Origin of the sequence: Microbacterium sp. TPU 3598 (assembly GCF_002356155.1) — a bacterium.
GTDB classification, from domain to species: Bacteria; Actinomycetota; Actinomycetes; order Actinomycetales; family Microbacteriaceae; genus Microbacterium; species Microbacterium maritypicum_A.
On record NZ_AP017975.1, the window covers coordinates 1,720,471 to 1,737,337 of the forward strand.

At 67.6% G+C, this 16,867-nt stretch carries 14 protein-coding genes; 8 read left to right on the forward strand and 6 right to left on the reverse strand.

Annotated elements, in window-relative coordinates:
* Positions 1-65: 65 nt before the first annotated feature.
* Both lpdA and MST3598_RS08180 read right to left on the reverse strand, forming a co-directional pair.
* Positions 66-1,439 (reverse strand): dihydrolipoyl dehydrogenase, encoded by a 1,374-nt coding sequence (gene lpdA, locus MST3598_RS08175; RefSeq protein WP_029259306.1) that lies wholly within the window; start codon positions 1,437-1,439, stop codon positions 66-68.
* A gap of 3 nt (positions 1,440-1,442) precedes the next feature.
* Complete coding sequence (locus MST3598_RS08180) at positions 1,443-2,915, reverse strand: leucyl aminopeptidase (protein ID WP_029259305.1); 1,473 nt, start codon at positions 2,913-2,915, stop codon at positions 1,443-1,445.
* A 113-nt stretch (positions 2,916-3,028) separates the two neighbouring features.
* Between MST3598_RS08180 and MST3598_RS08185 the strand changes: the two genes are divergently transcribed.
* The 3 genes from MST3598_RS08185 (at position 3,029) to MST3598_RS08195 (ending at position 6,069) form a co-directional block, all read left to right on the forward strand.
* Entirely contained in the window at positions 3,029-3,970 is a 942-nt protein-coding gene (locus MST3598_RS08185; RefSeq protein WP_021200694.1) for a proteasome assembly chaperone family protein, read from the forward strand.
* A gap of 168 nt (positions 3,971-4,138) precedes the next feature.
* Positions 4,139-5,377: an RNA polymerase sigma factor gene (locus MST3598_RS08190; RefSeq protein ID WP_017830477.1), complete on the forward strand. Its 1,239-nt coding sequence runs from the start codon at positions 4,139-4,141 to the stop codon at positions 5,375-5,377.
* Complete coding sequence (locus MST3598_RS08195) at positions 5,374-6,069, forward strand: coenzyme F420-0:L-glutamate ligase (RefSeq protein ID WP_021200693.1); 696 nt, start codon at positions 5,374-5,376, stop codon at positions 6,067-6,069. The genes MST3598_RS08190 and MST3598_RS08195 overlap by 4 nt, the downstream gene beginning before the upstream one ends.
* 77 nt (positions 6,070-6,146) lie before the next feature.
* On the opposite strand, the gene MST3598_RS08200 is transcribed toward MST3598_RS08195, so the two are convergent.
* On the reverse strand, positions 6,147-7,163 hold the full coding sequence (locus tag MST3598_RS08200) for a sugar-transfer associated ATP-grasp domain-containing protein (protein WP_029259304.1): 1,017 nt from the start codon (positions 7,161-7,163) through the stop codon (positions 6,147-6,149).
* 81 nt (positions 7,164-7,244) lie between these two features.
* On the opposite strand from MST3598_RS08200, the gene MST3598_RS08205 reads away from it, so the two are divergent.
* Positions 7,245-7,949 (forward strand): alanine racemase, encoded by a 705-nt coding sequence (locus tag MST3598_RS08205; RefSeq protein WP_231494446.1) that lies wholly within the window; start codon positions 7,245-7,247, stop codon positions 7,947-7,949.
* Positions 7,937-8,986 carry an alanine racemase gene (locus MST3598_RS08210; protein ID WP_231924915.1) on the forward strand — a complete coding sequence of 350 codons (1,050 nt, stop codon included), beginning with the start codon at positions 7,937-7,939 and terminating at the stop codon, positions 8,984-8,986. The genes MST3598_RS08205 and MST3598_RS08210 overlap by 13 nt, the downstream gene beginning before the upstream one ends.
* Positions 8,987-9,045: 59 nt before the next feature.
* Here MST3598_RS08210 and MST3598_RS08215 read toward each other — a convergent pair whose 3' ends face one another.
* Positions 9,046-9,264: a DUF7455 domain-containing protein gene (locus MST3598_RS08215; protein WP_021200689.1), complete on the reverse strand. Its 219-nt coding sequence runs from the start codon at positions 9,262-9,264 to the stop codon at positions 9,046-9,048.
* 181 nt (positions 9,265-9,445) lie between these two features.
* On the opposite strand from MST3598_RS08215, the gene MST3598_RS08220 reads away from it, so the two are divergent.
* Positions 9,446-11,566: a DNA gyrase/topoisomerase IV subunit B gene (locus MST3598_RS08220; RefSeq protein ID WP_029259301.1), complete on the forward strand. Its 2,121-nt coding sequence runs from the start codon at positions 9,446-9,448 to the stop codon at positions 11,564-11,566.
* Between the two features lie 83 nt (positions 11,567-11,649).
* Here the strand turns inward: MST3598_RS08220 and MST3598_RS08225 are convergent, their stop codons facing one another.
* A complete protein-coding gene (locus tag MST3598_RS08225) occupies positions 11,650-14,091 on the reverse strand; it encodes a DNA gyrase/topoisomerase IV subunit A (protein WP_021200687.1) in 2,442 nt (813 codons plus the stop codon).
* Between the two features lie 95 nt (positions 14,092-14,186).
* Between MST3598_RS08225 and MST3598_RS08230 the strand changes: the two genes are divergently transcribed.
* Positions 14,187-15,257, forward strand: coding sequence for an alkaline phosphatase family protein (locus MST3598_RS08230; RefSeq protein WP_081860116.1), 1,071 nt, complete (start codon positions 14,187-14,189; stop codon positions 15,255-15,257).
* 59 nt (positions 15,258-15,316) lie between these two features.
* On the opposite strand, the gene sepH is transcribed toward MST3598_RS08230, so the two are convergent.
* Entirely contained in the window at positions 15,317-16,366 is a 1,050-nt protein-coding gene (gene sepH, locus MST3598_RS08235) for a septation protein SepH (protein WP_029259299.1), read from the reverse strand.
* 198 nt (positions 16,367-16,564) lie between these two features.
* Between sepH and MST3598_RS08240 the strand changes: the two genes are divergently transcribed.
* Entirely contained in the window at positions 16,565-16,858 is a 294-nt protein-coding gene (locus MST3598_RS08240; RefSeq protein WP_029259298.1) for a DUF4193 domain-containing protein, read from the forward strand.
* Positions 16,859-16,867: the final 9 nt, after the last annotated feature.

Below are 16,867 nucleotides of genomic sequence, written 5' to 3' on the forward strand. Positions count from 1 at the left end.
CTGAGTCTCCTTCAGGAAGTTGTATGACGCTTGTCTAGCTTAGTGACTCGGGCACCGGTTGGTGCTCAGAGGGCGTGCAGGGGCTTGCCGGCCAGGGCGAGGAAGGCCTCGCCGAGTGCCTCGCTCTGGGTCGGGTGTGCGTGGATCAGAGGAGCGATGTCCTCCGGGTGCGCCTCCCAGGCGACGGCGAGCTGCCCCTCGGTGATGAGCTCGCCGACACGGTCGCCGAGCAGGTGCACACCGATGACGGGGCCGTCTTTGAGGCGGACGACCTTCACGAGACCACCCGTTCCGATGATCTCGCTCTTGCCGTTCCCGGCGAGGTTGTACTCGTAGGCGACGATCGCGTCCGCGCCGTGTTCAGCAGCGGCGGCTTCCTCGGTCACTCCGACCGACGCGACCTCGGGGCTGGAATAGGTGACCTTGGGGATCTGCAGATCGGGAACGTTGACGGGGGAGAGGCCGGCGATCCGTTCGGCGACGGCGATGCCCTGCTGGAATCCGCGGTGCGCGAGCTGGAGGCCGGGGACGATGTCGCCGACGGCCCAGAGCCCTGGGACCCCGGTGCGCAGGTCGTCGTCGACGATCACGAAGCCGCGGTCCAGAGTGACACCGGCCTCTGCGAAGCCGAGGTCGGCCGTCGCCGGCCCGCGTCCGACGGCGACGAGCAGGTAGTCGGCCGTGAACTCCTTGCCGTCCTCGAGCGTGACCGTGACGGACGAGTCGTCCTGCGTGGCCGTCTGGAAGCGGGTCCCGAGGGAGTACTGGATGCCACGGCGGCGGAATGCCCTCTCCAGGCCCTTGCTGAGCGCGATGTCCTCGTTCGGGACGAGGTGCGGCAGCGCTTCGATGATGGTGACCTCGGAGCCGAAGGAGCGCCAGACGCTCGCGAACTCGACGCCGATGACACCACCGCCGAGGATCAGGACGCGGTCGGGGACGACATCCAGAGCAAGCGCCTGCTCGCTGGTGAGGATCCGTCCGCCGATCTCGAGGCCGGGGAGCGATCGGCTGTACGAACCGGTCGCGAGCACGACGTCCGCACCGACGTAGATGTCATCGCCGACGCTGATGCTGCGGTCTGGATTCAGTCGACCGAGCCCGGTGACGGTGGTGATGCCGCGAGCTTTGACGAGACCTTCGAGACCCTTGAACTTCTTGGCGACGATGCCCTCGCGATACGTGCGGACGCCGACGGGGTCGATGCCTTCCAGGGACGCCGTCACACCGACCGACGCGGCATCGCGCACATGCTCGGCGACCTCGGCCGCATGCAGGAGTGCCTTGGTCGGGATGCAGCCGCGGTGCAGGCAGGTGCCGCCGACCTTGTCCTTCTCGATCAACGCGACGGACTTGCCGAGCTCACTCGCGCGCAATGCAGCGGCATAGCCGCCGCTTCCGCCGCCCAGGACGACGATGTCGAAGGTGTGGGTTGTCATATGTCATGCCTCCGTGTGGGATGCTTCGGCGAAGGCGACGATCGATCGGACCATCGCCCCTGTGGGGCCCTTCTCGGTGAAGCCGTACGGGGCGCCGGCGTGTTCGCCGGAGCCCGCGATGTCGAGGTGCACCCAGGGGATGCGCGGGGCGTCCTCGGCCTCCGACGTGCGCCCGACGAACCGGCGCAGGAACAGGCCGGCATAGGAGGCACCGCCCATCCGGTCGCCCATGTTGGCGTTCTGGAGATCGGCGATGGGGGACTCGAGCGACTCCTCCATGTACTCCGGCAGCGGCATGTGCCAGGCCGGTTCGTCGACCTGTGCGGTCGCGGAGATGAACGCGGAGACCGTCTCGACGTCGCCGAAGACACCGGTGTGCCGGTGGCCGAGCGCGGCGACGATGGCACCCGTGAGGGTCGCCACGTCGATGATGACGTCGGGATTCTCTCGGCTCGCGGCGACCAGACCGTCCGCCAGGACGAGGCGGCCCTCAGCGTCGGTGTTCTGCACCTCCACCGTGGTGCCGTCGAGGATGCGGATGACGTCCCCGGGGCGCAGAGCGCGGCCCGAGGGCATGTTGTCGGTGATGCAGAGCCAGGCCGTCACGTGGACAGGGAGCCCGAGAGTCGCGATCGCGCGGATCGCGGCGAGAGATGTCGCTGCGCCGGCCATGTCGAACTTCATGCCGACCATCGATGCAGCGGGCTTCAGCGACAGCCCGCCGGTGTCGAAGGTGATGCCCTTGCCGACCAGCGCGATGTGTCGCGATGCGTCGGCGGGGGAGTAGTCGAGGCGGACCAGGCGCGGGGGGCGGTCGGAGCCCTGCCCCACGCCGAGGATGCCGCCGAAGCCCTGCTCGGCGAGGTCTTTCTCGTCGAGGATCTCGACCGTGACGTCGAGGTCGGCGACGCTGTCGGCGGCGCTCTGGGCGAGCTGGGCAGGGCTCTGCCACTCGGCGGGAACGTTCACGAGGTCCTTGACGAGGGCGACGGCGTCGCCGAGGACCTGAGCATGCTCGGCGTCCTCGTCGTCGAGGGCGGCGTGCAGGGTGATCCTGGTGGCGCGAGCCTTGCCCTTCTCCGTCCGGTACCCGTCGAATTTGTGTCCGCCGAGCACCGCGCCTTCTGCTGCCGGCGCGGCGAAGGACTCCAGGCCGTCGGCGAGGGCGATGGCGACGTGCTCGAAACCGGCGAGGGTGCGCAGCGCTGTCCCGGTCGCATTGCGCACCGCAGCGGGGTCAGGCGCGTTGCCGACGCCGACGACGGCCAGCGGCAACGACGTTACCTCCGGGGCGTACACGCGCGCGAACGATCCTGCGGAGCCGGTGAAGCCGATACCGGCCAACGCATCGGCGAGGCCGGGATAACCGGCCAGTGAATCCGCCGAATCAGGGAGAGCGGCGACGACGAGCACTGCGGCATCTGCAGCGCTTCCGGGGAACTGAGCGGTGGTGTGCGAGAGCACGGGAAGCGTCATGCCTCCATCCTAGGATCTCTGTCGCAGCATGGTCGCGCGCCCTCGTGGCGCGTGTTCGCTCTCAGCATGATGCTCCGCGCCCCGGCCCCCAGCCCTGCTCGTAGCATGGACACATGCCCTTCTCCGGTGAGATCCACGAACGCGTCGCGAATGCGCCGACAGTGCCGCACGGCCTGCCCCTGGTGCTGCTTCTCACCGGTTTCACCGACGCGGGCAGCGCGGTGTCCGGCCTGATCGACCACCTGAGGGAGACCGCGTCGCCGGAAACCGTCGTGGTGTTCGACAACGATGCGCTGCTGGACTATCGCGCCCGTCGACCGGTGATCGCCTTCGACCAGGACCACCTCACCGAATTCCGGCCGCCGCGTCTCGAGCTGTCGCTTGCGACGGACGCGCTCGGTCGTCCCTTCCTGCTCCTCGCCGGGTACGAGCCCGACTTCGCGTGGAACCGCTTCGCGAGCACCGTCCTCGCCCTGGCGGCGGAGTTCGAGGTGTCGGGGCTGCACTGGGTGCATTCGATCGCCATGCCTGTTCCGCACACACGTCCGATCGGTACGACCGTCAGCGGCAACCGCCGTGAGCTCACGGTCGCGCACTCCGTCTGGCGTCCGCGCACCCAGGTGCCGGCGACCGCCGGTCACCTCCTCGAGTTCCGGTTCGTCGAGCGCGGCGACCCCGCCGTCGGATTCGTGCTCCTCGTGCCGCACTACCTCGCCGAGACCGAGAATCCAGAAGCGGTGATCGCCGCGGCAGAGAGGCTGATGGCCTCGACCGGTCTGGTGCTGATGCTGGACGCCGTTCAGGAGCGCCGCGAGGACTACCTGGCGCGCGTCGACGAGCAGGTCGCCGGGAACGATGAGCTGCAGCAGATGGTGCACAACCTCGAGCGCCGATATGACGCGTACATGGCGGGACGCAATCCCGATGACGATTCGTACGACGAGGGCGGGTTCAGTGAGCGGGACCTTCCCAGCGCCGACGAGCTCGCTGCGGAACTGGAGCGCTACCTGGCGTCGCGTCCGTCGGGCGACGAGGACAAGCCCGGTCGCAACTGACACGGATCCGCGAGAACTTCGTCGTAATGCATCCGCATCGCCACACGTGTGCGATACTAGGACTCTGACCCGTTGTCAATCAGTGTTTTCGAGCGCTGGACTTGACAAGGGTCTTACTAGTGTCCGAAATGTCCCGGGGCTACACAGCAGCTCCGTGAAAGGCGAAACGTGACTCCTGCCACGACGAAGAACACCCGGACGAAGAAGGCTGCCGAAGAGACGACCGCCGACGCTCCGGTCGAGGCCGATGCGCCCGAGAAGCCCGCGCCCCTGAGCGCGGCGAAGCGTGCTGCCGCGAAGCGCGCCCCCGTCAAGAAGAAGAAGTCCGAGGACGTCGTCGAAGAAGACGAGGCCCCCGCCGCTGCTGCGGTCGAGGACGACGAGGACGAGGACGCGAAGCCGAAGTTCACCGAGCCGCTGCCGACCGGCGCGATCGTCATCTCGTCGAACGACGATGAAGACGTTCCCGTCTACTCGACGCAGATCACCGGTGCGACTGCCGACCCTGTCAAGGACTACCTGAAGCAGATCGGAAAGGTCGCGCTCCTGAACGCGGCCGAAGAGGTCGAGCTCGCGATGCGCATCGAGGCGGGTCTGTTCGCCGAGGAGAAGTTGTCGGCGATGACCGCGGCCGAGAAGACGAGCCAGCTCGGACTCGACCTGCAGTGGGTCGCCCGCGACGGACAGCGTGCCAAGAGCCACCTGCTCGGCGCGAACCTCCGACTCGTCGTCTCGCTCGCCAAGCGCTACACGGGCCGCGGCATGCAGTTCCTGGACCTGATCCAGGAGGGCAACCTCGGCCTCATCCGCGCGGTCGAGAAGTTCGACTACACCAAGGGCTTCAAGTTCTCGACGTACGCCACGTGGTGGATCCGCCAGGCGATCACCCGTGCGATGGCCGACCAGGCCCGCACGATCCGCATCCCGGTGCACATGGTCGAGGTCATCAACAAGCTCGCGCGAGTGCAGCGTCAGATGCTGCAGGATCTCGGCCGCGAACCCACGCCGGAAGAGCTCAGCCGTGAGCTCGACATGACGCCCGAGAAGGTCGTCGAGGTGCAGAAGTACGGCCGCGAGCCGATCTCGCTGCACACGCCGCTGGGTGAAGACGGCGACAGCGAGTTCGGCGACCTGATCGAGGACACCGAGGCCGTGGTTCCGGCCGACGCGGTGGGCTTCACCATGCTGCAGCGTCAGCTGGAACAGCTGCTCGACTCGCTCTCCGAGCGCGAAGCCGGCGTGATCCGGATGCGCTTCGGCCTGGGCGACGGTCAGCCGAAGACTCTCGACCAGATCGGCGACACCTTCGGCGTGACGCGTGAGCGCATCCGTCAGATCGAGTCGAAGACCATGGCGAAGCTCCGGCACCCGAGCCGTTCGCAGTCCCTGCGGGACTACCTCGAATGAGCCAGGCGAACGACGGCAAGGCGCTCGAGGCGAGCGTCGACGGCAAGAGCTATGCGCGTATCCCGCTGCGTACCCGTGTGGTCATGCCCGAGGACGACCTCGATGCGATCATCACGGAGTACGCCAAGGACGCCGTGCAGCCGGGCGACCTGCTGTTCGTGACCGAGAAGATCGTGGCGATCACCCAGGGGCGGTCGTACCGTCTCGACGAGATCAAGCCGCGCAAGCTCGCCCTGTTCCTCTCCAAGTACGTCACCCGCACGCCGTACGGCATCGGGCTCGGCATGCCGGAGACGATGGAGATGGCGCTGCGGGAGTGCGGCACTCCGCGGATCCTGTTCGCGTCGGCCGTGGCAGCGGTAACCAAGGCGTTCGGTCGTCGTGGTGACTTCTACCGCATCGCGGGTGACAAGGCGCGGGCCATCGACGGTCCCACCAAGCACACCATCCCTCCGTACAACGAGGCTGTCGTGCTCGGACCGAAGGATCCCGACGGCGTGGCCGCGCGGCTGAAGGCACTGATCGGTGGCCAGGCAGAGGTGGCAGTGGTCGATATCAACGACCTCGGCGGCAACATCCTCGGGTCGACGCTCGACAAGGACGGCGAGCGTCGTCTGGTCAAGATCCTCGGGGACAACCCGCTCGGACAGGGGCTCGAGTCCACACCGCTCGGCATCGTCCGCGCAGTCTGACCTCTGTCATCTGATCCGCTCAGAACGATGACGAAGGCCCCGGATGCTCGGCATCCGGGGCCTTCGTCATCTCTGTCTCAGAAACCGATGACTTCGCGGTACCGAGGTTTGTGGCCCGTGCGGATACCGGTGACGCTGGGCTTGTTCTCGTAGACTCCGGCGCCCCAGTTGCCCTCGACGAGGACGGGACCGTCCGGGGAGACGACGACGTCCCAACCGACGTACTGCACCTGGGGCACGACGCGGGCGACTTCGTCGATGAACGCGCGCACCTCGTCCATGTAGGGCAGCTGGAAGTCGGCGATGCGGAAACCCGAGTCCGGGTGCGTCTCGTGCACGTGCCCGTGCGAGTCGTACCCGGCACCGACGGCATGACCGTTCTCGTCGAGCATCGTGTAGAAGCCGCCGAAGGTCATCTGATCGCTCACCGCACCGCGACCGAACTTCTGGGCCATGGCGAGGATGTGCGCCTTCTCACCATCGAAGAACGCCGTGATGCGGGTGGTGTTCACCGTGCCGGGGCACACGGCCGCAAGTGCGTCGTGCTGGCGGATCACCTCTTCGATCAGCAGCTCGCCTCGAGCGAGGAGCCCCTCGTGGAACTCGTTCCAGTCGGTGATGTCGGCGGCGTGATAGCGATGCACTCCGGTCCCGGCCTGTCCCACCGGTTCCTTCGTGACGATCGTGCCGAGTCGCTGTGTGAACTCGCGCACCGCGTCGGCGTTGCCCTGGTCGACGACCATCCATTCGCGGTGCAGGTGGTCGGAGAACTGCTTGTCGAACTCGACCTTGTCCTGGAAGATCCAGCGGTAGTCAGGGTGGTCATACCGCTGCGAGAGCTGGTTCGAGACGGGATGCGTCATGTAGGTGTCACGCTCGGCCTTCGTCAGCATCGCGAAGTCGTAGTCGATGTAGTCCTGGAACCCGACGTTGTGGCGCGCGGCCGACCAGAGCATGTCCACGACGATCGCGGGAACGGCCTTGTGATGCTGAGCGGATGCCTCCTTGGCGCGTTCCACCACCGATCCGACGTCGATGCGGCGGGCACGTCCCATCAGATAGCGGATGCGGGGCGCGAGGGAAAGACGAGACATGAGGCTCCAGGGTCGGGGTCCCCACCAGTCTACGGGGGGGCGGGACGGCCGACCTGAGAGTCGGAAGCTAGGGTGGAAGACGTGTGTGAGACGACTTCCAGCGCCCTGCCGCGTGCGATGATCTCCCGTTCGGCCCTGGCCGCGGGCGCCTCTGCTGCCGTGTCTGCAGGCGGCCGAGTCGCCGATCTACGGCGTGACGCCTGGGGTCATGGTGTTCTCGCCGTCGCGCAGCTCGTGACGGCCGCAGGAGCCGAGCGAGTGCTCGTCGACGCCCGCGGAGAGGTGGAGGCGTTGCAGCTCGAGGGAATCGACGGCGCCACCACGGGTGAGCCGGACATCGACGCGACGCTCCTCTACGGTCTTCCCGATGCGACCGGACGCACGAGGACGCGACCGGTGATGCGGCTGACGGGTCGCGTCCTCTCCACCAAGGGGCTCCGGCCGGGAGACGCCGTCTCCTACGGGTACACCTACCGTGCCTCGCGTGAGACCACGGTGGCGCTGGTGACCGGTGGGTACGCCCAAGGCATCGTGCGCGCGCTCGGAAACCGTGCCGAGGTCGAGATCGACGGCGCAGCTCGCCCCATCGTCGGCCGGGTCGCCATGGACGTCTGCGTCGTCGACCTCCAAGGCGCGGATGCCGAGGCGGGCGCGGAGGTCACGTACTTCGGCGGCGAGGGTCAGGCGGGATCCGCCATCGCGCACTGGGCCGCCGTCACCGGAATGAGCCCGGCGGAACTCGTCACCGTGGCCGGCGCACATGCCGTGCGGGGGTGGGAGGCTTGAGCCGTCCGGAGCTGCGCCTGAGCAGCAGCACGTTCCGGGCGAACATCGACGCGGTTCGCGCCCGAGTGGCGCCGTCGACGTTGATGCTCGTGCTCAAGGACGACGCGTACGGCCACGGACTCTCGTGGGCCGTCGAGTCCGCGGCCGACGCGGGCGTCACGTGGTTCGGCAGCTATGACATCCGTACCGGGTTGACCGTGCGCAGGATCGCCGGCGGCGACGCCAGGATCTTCGCGTGGGTGACGTCGACGGACGCCGAGATCGACGACGCCCTCATGCAGAGGCTCGACCTCGGGGTGGGCACGAGCGACTACCTTCGGCGGATCATCGCGCGCGCAGAGGCGCTCGGCACGTCCGCGCGCGTGCACCTGAAGATCGACACCGGCCTTCATCGCAACGGCATCCTGCCCGACGACTGGGAGGCGGCCGTCGCTGTCGCGCGCGACGCCGAGCGCGCAGGACTCCTGGAGTTCGAGGGGGTGTGGAGCCATATCGCCGAGGCGAGCGACGCGGACGACGACGTCGCACAATCGGTGTTCCTCGAAGCGGTCCGTACCGTGGCGGATTCGGGGACGACTCCTGCCGCGCTTCACCTGACCGCGTCGGCGGCGTCCTGGTGGCGCCCCGAACTGCGCGGAACGGTCTCGCGCATCGGAGCCTTCTGTTATGGCATCCGATCCGCAGACGGACCGGAACTGGAAGGCATCCTCCCGGCTGCGAGCCTCGTCGCGCCCGTCATCAGCGTCCAGCGGGACGACGTGACCATCGGCATCGGCAGTTTCGACGGGTTCCCTTCGACACTGGCCGGAAGTCGCGTCGGCACATCTGCCGGAACGCGCACCCTCACGTCGGTGGGACATACGACGTCGACTGTCGAAGGCTGGGCAGGAGCGAGAGCGGGGGATCAGGTCGTGGTCTTCGGCGCCGGGACGCACGGAGAGACATCGGCGACGACTCTCGCTGAGCGTATCGATACCGTGGGAGAAGAGATCCTCACCCGGCTCACATCACGTGTGCGGAGAGTCGTCGCCGATTGATTCGTGTCCGCTGACCGCAGTCGACTGACCAGGACCAGCCGACGTGCGTCAGGATTCGATCAGACCGTCTCGACGAGGCGGGCGGTCTCGTCGTGCCAGCTGGTGGCGATGCTGCGGAGCTTCTCTTCGTACTTGCGGCCGTGGTGGGCGCAGAACAGGAGCTCGGATCCGTTGACCTCAGCGGCGATGTACGCCTGAGCGCCGCATGAATCACAGCGATCCATGGCGGTCAGGCGGAACTCGACGGTGGAGGTGTCACGTTCGGTCGTTGCGTTCATCTCGGTGCCTCCTCGGGTGTCGGCTTCGCTGGGGGATTTGGTCAATACAACCACGCCCCACCTGTGCGCATGCCCGGTTTGCGGCGTGTTTCGCTCAGCGCGTACGCGACCCCCGTCGAGTGGCCCTCCGCGGGGAGTGTCTGCGGAGCCGGAACGACTCGCGAGATTAGACTCGGAGATTGTGAATGCCGAGTACTCCGCCCATCATCTCCAGGTGCTTGAAGGCCTCGAGGCCGTCCGCAAGCGCCCAGGGATGTACATCGGGTCGAACGGGTCGCCCGGACTCATGCACTGCCTCTGGGAGATCATCGACAACTCCGTCGACGAGGCGGTGGCCGGCAACGGCACGAAGATCGACATCATCCTGCATGCCGACGGCAGTGTCGAGGTCCACGACCGTGGCCGCGGCATCCCGGTGGACGTCGAACCGCGCACCGGTCTGACCGGCGTCGAGGTGGTCTACACCAAACTGCACGCCGGTGGGAAGTTCGGCGGCGGGTCGTACGCGGCATCCGGCGGTCTGCATGGCGTCGGCGCCTCCGTGGTGAACGCGCTCTCCGAGCGCCTGGACGTCGAGGTCGATCGCGGCGGCAAGACCTACGCCATGTCGTTCCATCGTGGCGAACCGGGGGTCTTCGCAGACTCCGGAGAGAAGCGTCCCGACGCGCCGTTCACCCCCTTCCAGGACAAGAGCGAGCTCCGCGTCATCGGCAAGGCGCCCCGCGGCGTGACCGGTACGCGGGTTCGCTACTGGGCCGATCGGCAGATCTTCACCAAGGACGCGGCCTTCCAGCTCTCCGAGCTCGAGACCCGCGCCCGACAGACGGCGTTCCTCGTCCCGGGTCTCGAGATCGAGGTCGCCGACAAGCGGACGAATCGTCCGGATGCTCCCGAGCTCGGCTCGGAGGATGCGGATGCCACCGGGACGGTGACGTCCTACCTCTATGAGGGCGGGATCTCGGAGTTCGTCGACTACCTCGCGGTCGATCCGCCGGTGACCGACAACTGGCGCATCCAGGGGGAGGGGACGTTCAAGGAGACCGTTCCCGTTCTGCAGGCCGACGGGCACATGGTCGCCACCGAGGTGGAGCGCGTGTGCGCCGTCGACATCGCGCTGCGGTGGGGCACCGGTTACGACACGCGCGTGCGGTCGTTCGTCAACATCATCGCGACGCCCAAGGGCGGAACCCATCAGCAGGGCTTCGAGCAAGAACTCCTCAAGGTTCTCCGCACCCAGGTCGAGCAGAACGCGCGTCGCCTCAAGGTCGGCAACGACAAGCTCGAGAAGGACGACGTCCTCGCGGGCCTCACAGCGGTGCTCACGGTGAACGTGCCCGAGCCGCAGTTCGAGGGGCAGACGAAGGAGATCCTCGGCACTCCGGCCGTCCGGCAGATCGTCGCCCAGGTGATCCGCAAGGACCTGGCCCAGCGATTCAGCTCGACCAAGCGCGACGACAAGAACCAGGCGTCGCAGCTGCTCGACAAGATCGTCTCGGAGATGAAGGCGCGCGTGTCGGCACGTGCGCACAAGGAGACGCAGCGCCGCAAGAACGCACTGGAGTCGTCGACCCTTCCGACGAAGCTCGTCGACTGCCGCACGAACGATGTCGAACGCAGCGAGCTCTTCATCGTCGAGGGAGACTCGGCGCTCGGCACCGCCAAGAACGCGCGCAACAGCGAGTTCCAGGCGCTGCTGCCGATTCGGGGAAAGATCCTCAACGTGCAGAAGGCGTCGGTCGGCGACATGTTGTCGAATGCGGAGTGCGCGTCGATCATCCAGGTGATCGGTGCTGGCTCCGGCCGGACCTTCGACATCGATGCGGCTCGCTACGGCAAGATCATCCTGATGAGCGATGCCGATGTCGACGGCGCCCACATCCGCACCCTCCTGCTCACCCTGTTCTTCCGCTACATGCGACCGCTGATCGAGCACGGCCGCGTGTTCGCCGCCGTCCCGCCGCTGCACAGGATCATCGTGATGAACCCGGGCTCGAAGCCGAACGAGACGATCTACACCTACAGCGAGCAGGAGATGCACACGCTGCTGGCGAAGCTCCGCAAGGCGGGCAAGCGCTGGCACGAGCCGATCCAGCGGTACAAGGGCTTGGGTGAGATGGACGCAGAACAGCTGGCGAACACCACGATGGACCGTTCCGGACGGCTGCTGCGTCGCGTGCGCATGGAGGATGCGGAGGCCGCGGGCCGCGTGTTCGAGCTCCTGATGGGCAACGAGGTCGCCCCGCGCCGCGAGTTCATCATCGACTCCTCCGACCGGCTGTCGCGCGAGTCGATCGACGCCTGAGCCCCGGAGACACGGAAGAAGCCGGCACGGGTCATCCCATGCCGGCTTCTTCGCTGCAGGCGGTCACCCCGCCTGCGGAGCACTCAGACCAGGGTGCGGCCGATGCTGCCGATCACGCCTTCGACGGGCTGTCCGGAGGCATCGCGACGTGCGCCCGTCTCGGGAAGCTTGCGCACGGCACCGGTCGGATCGACCGCCAGCGGTGGCTGGGGCCCGACCCACGCGACCGTGAGGCGATCCTCACCCTTCAGGAATGCGTGCGCGCGCACGCCGCCCGTGGCGCGACCCTTGGCCGGGTACTCGGTGAACGACGAGACCTTCGCGCGCCCCGGCTCCGTGCCGGGAAGTGCGCTGTCGCCTCCGGAGACGGTGGCGACGACCGACTCGGTGGCGGGATCGACGACACCGAAGAAGAGGACCGATGCCCCGGAGCTGAGCTTGACGCCGGCCATGCCGCCGGCCGGCGCTCCCTGCGGGCGCACGGCGGAGGCCGAGAAGTGCAGCAGTTGCGCGTCGGTCGTGACGAACACCAGTTCGGCGTCGTCCGGCGCCTCGGCCGCGCCCACCACCGTGTCGCCCTGCTTCAGGCCGATGACCTCGAGGTCGGGCCGCACGGGAAGCGCTGACGGGACGATGCGCTTGACCGTACCCTGGGCGGTGCCGATGGCGATCGGCGTATCGCTGTCGAACCGCACGAAACCGAGAACCCGCTCGCCCTTCGTCGTGATCCCGAGGTAGTCGCGCAACGGCGTGCCGGCAGCGAGCTGAACCGAGGTGGCAGGCACGGAAGGCAGGTCAACGGGGGAGAAGCGGACGACGCGTCCGAGGTTCGTGAGCGCTCCGAGCTCGGCCCTGACCGTGGTCTCGACCGTGGTCAGGATCGCGTCGTGCTTGCTACGACGTGCCGGGGAAGTGAGCTCCTGCCCTTCGCCGAGGTCGACTCGGACCGTGCGCCCGGTGGTCGAGAGGATGAGCACCGTGGGGGCGTCGGCGATCTGCAGGTCGACCGCGCCCTTGGTGGCGCGGGGCTTGGGCGGTGCGGCGTTCATGAGCAGTGTGCGCCGGGGCGTGCCGTACGCGTCGGCCGCGGCATCGAGTTCCTTCGCGACCGCGGCGCGCAGCAGCACGGGGCTCCCCAGCAGTTCGCGGAGGGCAGCGATCTCGGCCAGCAACGCGTCTCGTTCGGTCTCGAGCTCGATGCGGGAGAACTTCGTCAGACGGCGCAGACGCAGCTCGAGGATGTACTCCGCCTGCAGCTCGCTCAGATCGAAGACCGAGCGCAGGCGGGTGCGGGCCTGCTCCGAGTCGTCGGATGAGCGGATGACCTGGATGACCTCGTCGATGTCGAGGATCGCGATGAGCAGCCCCTCGACGAGGTGCAGACGCTCCTCGCGCCGCTTCAGGCGGTAGCGGCTGCGCCGGGTGATGACCTCGAGGCGGTGGCCCACGTAGACGCTCAGCATCTCCTTGAGCCCGAGCGTGCGCGGCTGGCCTTCGACAAGAGCGACGTTGTTGATGCTGAACGAGTCTTCCAGCGGCGTCAGACGGTAGAGCTGTTCGAGGACGGCGTTCGGGTCGAAGCCGGTCTTGATGCCGATCGCGACGCGGAGTCCGTGGTTGCGGTCGGTGAGGTCGGTGACGTCGCTGATGCCCTGCAGCTTCTTCGACTGCACGGCGTCGCGGATCTTCTCCAGCAGACGCTCGGGGCCGACCATGTACGGCAGTTCCGACACGATGATGCCGGTGCGCCGAGGGCCGAGGGGCTCGATCGAGGTCTTCCCTCGGACCTTGAGCGCACCGCGTCCGTTCGTGTAGGCGTCTTTGACCCCGTCCAGTCCCATCAGGATCCCGCCCGACGGGAAGTCCGGACCGGGAACGAACTCCATCAGGTCCTCGGTGGTCGCGTCCGGGTTCTCCAGGAGATGCGTGGCGGCCGCGACGACTTCGATCAGGTTGTGCGGCGCCATGTTGGTCGCCATGCCGACCGCGATGCCGCTCGCTCCGTTGACCAGGAGGTTCGGGAAAGCAGCGGGCAGGACAGCCGGCTGTTGGAACTGGCCGTCGTAGTTCGGGATGAAATCGACGACGTCCTCGTCGAGGTTCTCGGTGAGCGCGAGGGCGGCGGCGGCGAGCCGTGCCTCCGTGTATCGAGCCGCGGCCGGACCGTCGTCGAGGGAGCCGAAGTTGCCGTGTCCGTCGACCAGAGGGACGCGCAGCGCCCACTCCTGCGCGAGGCGCACCAGCGCGTCGTAGATCGCGGAGTCGCCGTGGGGGTGGAGCTTTCCCATGACCTCGCCGACCACGCGGGCGCTCTTGACATGACCGCGGTCGGGGCGAAGGCCCATCTCGGCCATCTGGTACAGGATGCGGCGTTGCACCGGCTTCAGACCATCGCGCGCATCGGGGAGCGCGCGCGAGTAGATCACCGAGTATGCGTACTCGAGGAACGAGCCCTGCATCTCGGTGGAGAGGTCGATGTCCTGGATGCGCTCCTCGACAGGCTCGGGCGGCGGGGTTTTCGGCATGGACTTCCTGAGGGCATACGGGAGCCTGTGTCAGACTGGCTCGGATGTCCTTCATGCTACCGTCCGCGTCGCCTAGTGCCCGGAGTGTCGTCGGGGTGGCGGACGACCTGCTCGCCGCCCTCCGCGGCGAATCGGCGCTGCTGCCGCGTGCGGACTCGGTCGTGCTCGTCGTGATCGACGGGCTCGGAGCGATCAGTCTGCGGGCACACGCCGGTCACGCACGTGCGTTGACGGCGGGGATGGCGAAGAAGGATGTCGCGCAGTCGGTCTTCCCCTCCACCACCGCGGCGGCGCTGACCAGCATCGTCACCGGTGTCTGGCCGGGGGAGCACGGCCTCGTCGGCTACCGAGTGCTCGATCCGGCCCGTGACGTGCTCGTCAACCAGCTCAGCGGCTGGGAGACCGACGGGATCGACCCGTATACGTGGCAGGCGGCTCCCACGATCTTCGAGCGCGCCGGTGGTGCCGGCCACGAGAGTTTCGCCGTGGGGTTCGCCGGATACGCGCACAGCGGCTTCACCAAAGCCACTCTCCGAGGTGCCGAGTTCGTCGCAGCCACCACAGCGGCGTCGCGTATCGAAGCCGCCTATGCGCTCGCTCAGTCCCATCCGGGCTCGCTGGTATACTGCTACCTTCCAGAGGTCGACAAGGCCGGCCACAAGTACGGCATCGCCTCGTCCGAATGGGTCGCGGCGCTCGAGGACGTCGATGCCGCTCTTTCCGCACGGGTGCCCCCGGGCGTCGGGGTCGTGGTCACGTCGGATCATGGGATGGTCGATGTGGCGCCGAACCGACAGATCGTGCTCGAAGCGGACCACCTCGAAGGCGTCCGACACGTGGGTGGTGAACCGCGGATGCTGCACGCCTATCTGGAGCCCGATGCGGATGGCGTTTCGCTGGTATCGCGCTGGCGTGCGGATCTCGAGGGGGTCGCCGATGTCGTCACCCGCGAGGAGGCCGTGCGTGCGGGCCTCTTCGGACCCACGGTCTCCGAGGCGGCCTCGCCTCGGATCGGTGACGTGCTCGCGATCGCGCGTGGGTCGTGGGCGGTCTATGACGGCACGGCTGCGGACCAGCGCGGTCGCGGAATGGTCGGCCAGCACGGTGCACTCACACCGGAGGAGCGGCAGGTCCCCGTCGTCAGGCGCGGCGCTTTCGCTCGCTGACGACGATCGCCCGGTATGCTCTCCGGCACGACTTCCCGGCGAGCACTCTCAGGCCGGTCTCACTCGTCCGTTCGTGCGCCGAAGACGATCTCGTCCCAGGAGGGCATGGCGTTGCGACGACGTCTCCGGCCTGTGGATTCGCCGGAATCCGAGTTGGTCGTCTGAGGCGCGGGCTGCGGAGACTGCGGCTCGTCGTCCGGCTGCTCCAGGACCTCGAAGAGCGAGATCGGGCTCTGATCGGCCCGATCTGCGGCCGTGGGCTCATCCAGCAGCGGCGCGGTCTCGCGCTGGCCGCGACGACGGCGGAGAGCTTCGAGAAGGTCTGCGGTCTCGGGGCTCGTCGTCTGTGATGCCGGTGCGCGCTTGATCGCCGCGTCCTGTGCGGCCGCGTCGGAACGCTCGGGAAGGGAGGGATCCTCGATCTCGGCGTCGGGAGCAGGGAGCAGACGGGGGCCGAATGCGCCGGAGTCGAAGCGGCTCTCGTCCTTGTACGGAGAGGTGATCCGTTCTGCGTCCACGGCCCGCAGGCGGGGGATGAGTCCCTCGGGCAGCGAGCCCTGGCGGGACAGCTGCGTGGCGTCCGCATTGAGCGGCGAGAGGGCGCTGCGGCGGGGATCGAAGCTCCAGCGGGCGTCGTGCTCGACGTCGTTGGCGGTGAATTCGAGCTTGATGGTCCAGCCCGAGTCCTCCTTCCAGCTCGCCCAACGCTCCGACGTCGCTTCGACCTCCGCGAGCTTGGCGCGGACGGCAACTCCGAAGGTGGGCTGCGCGTCGGGCTCGACCTCGCTGCCGATGAGAACGGGAACGGCGAGGGCCTGGCCGATGACGTGCTCGCGTTCGGCCAGGACGGGGCCTTCGAAACGGGCGACGTCGTCGACGCTGATACCCAGGAGCTCGGCAACCTCCGGAGCCGTGAGACCGGCTCGGATCTGCGCCTGGATATCACGCGGACTCGCGGCGAGCTTCTGTGCCGTCGGCTCACTCTGACGGGTGGCGCGACGGATCTCGCGCTGCAGCATGTCGTCGATGGGCAGCGCGAACCGCTCGCCCGACTCGGTCGCGAGTACGAGGACTCCTGCTTCTGTGCCGACGATGGTGACGTTTTCCATGCGAATGCCCCTCTGATGGGTGTCTCATCATGGTGTCACGCATGGGGCATCCGGGCCGGGAATACCCTGGGCGTGCCGTGAGTTTGTTCAGGCGAACGGGCGAGCATTTGCGTTATGTCGTCCGGTCGTGCAAACTATGGCCGCCGAATACCCGACGGCGCACCACCCACTCGCACCATGAAAGTGGAGATCTACCGCATGGCAACCGATTACGACGCCCCCCGAAAGAGCGAAGACGACTCCGAGTCGATCGAAGCCCTGAAGGAGCGTGTGCCGGACAAGCTCTCCGGCTCAAGCGGGGACGAAGACTCCGACAACCCGTCGAGCTTCGACCTTCCGGGTGCCGACCTCTCCGATCTCGAGCTCGACGTCGTCGTGCTGCCCGCGCAGCAGGACGAGTTCACGTGCATGAGCTGCTTCCTCGTGAAGCACCGTTCACAGCTCGACCACGAGGGCGCATCCGGGCCCATCTGCAAGGAGTGCGCTGCGTAAGCAGTCCTC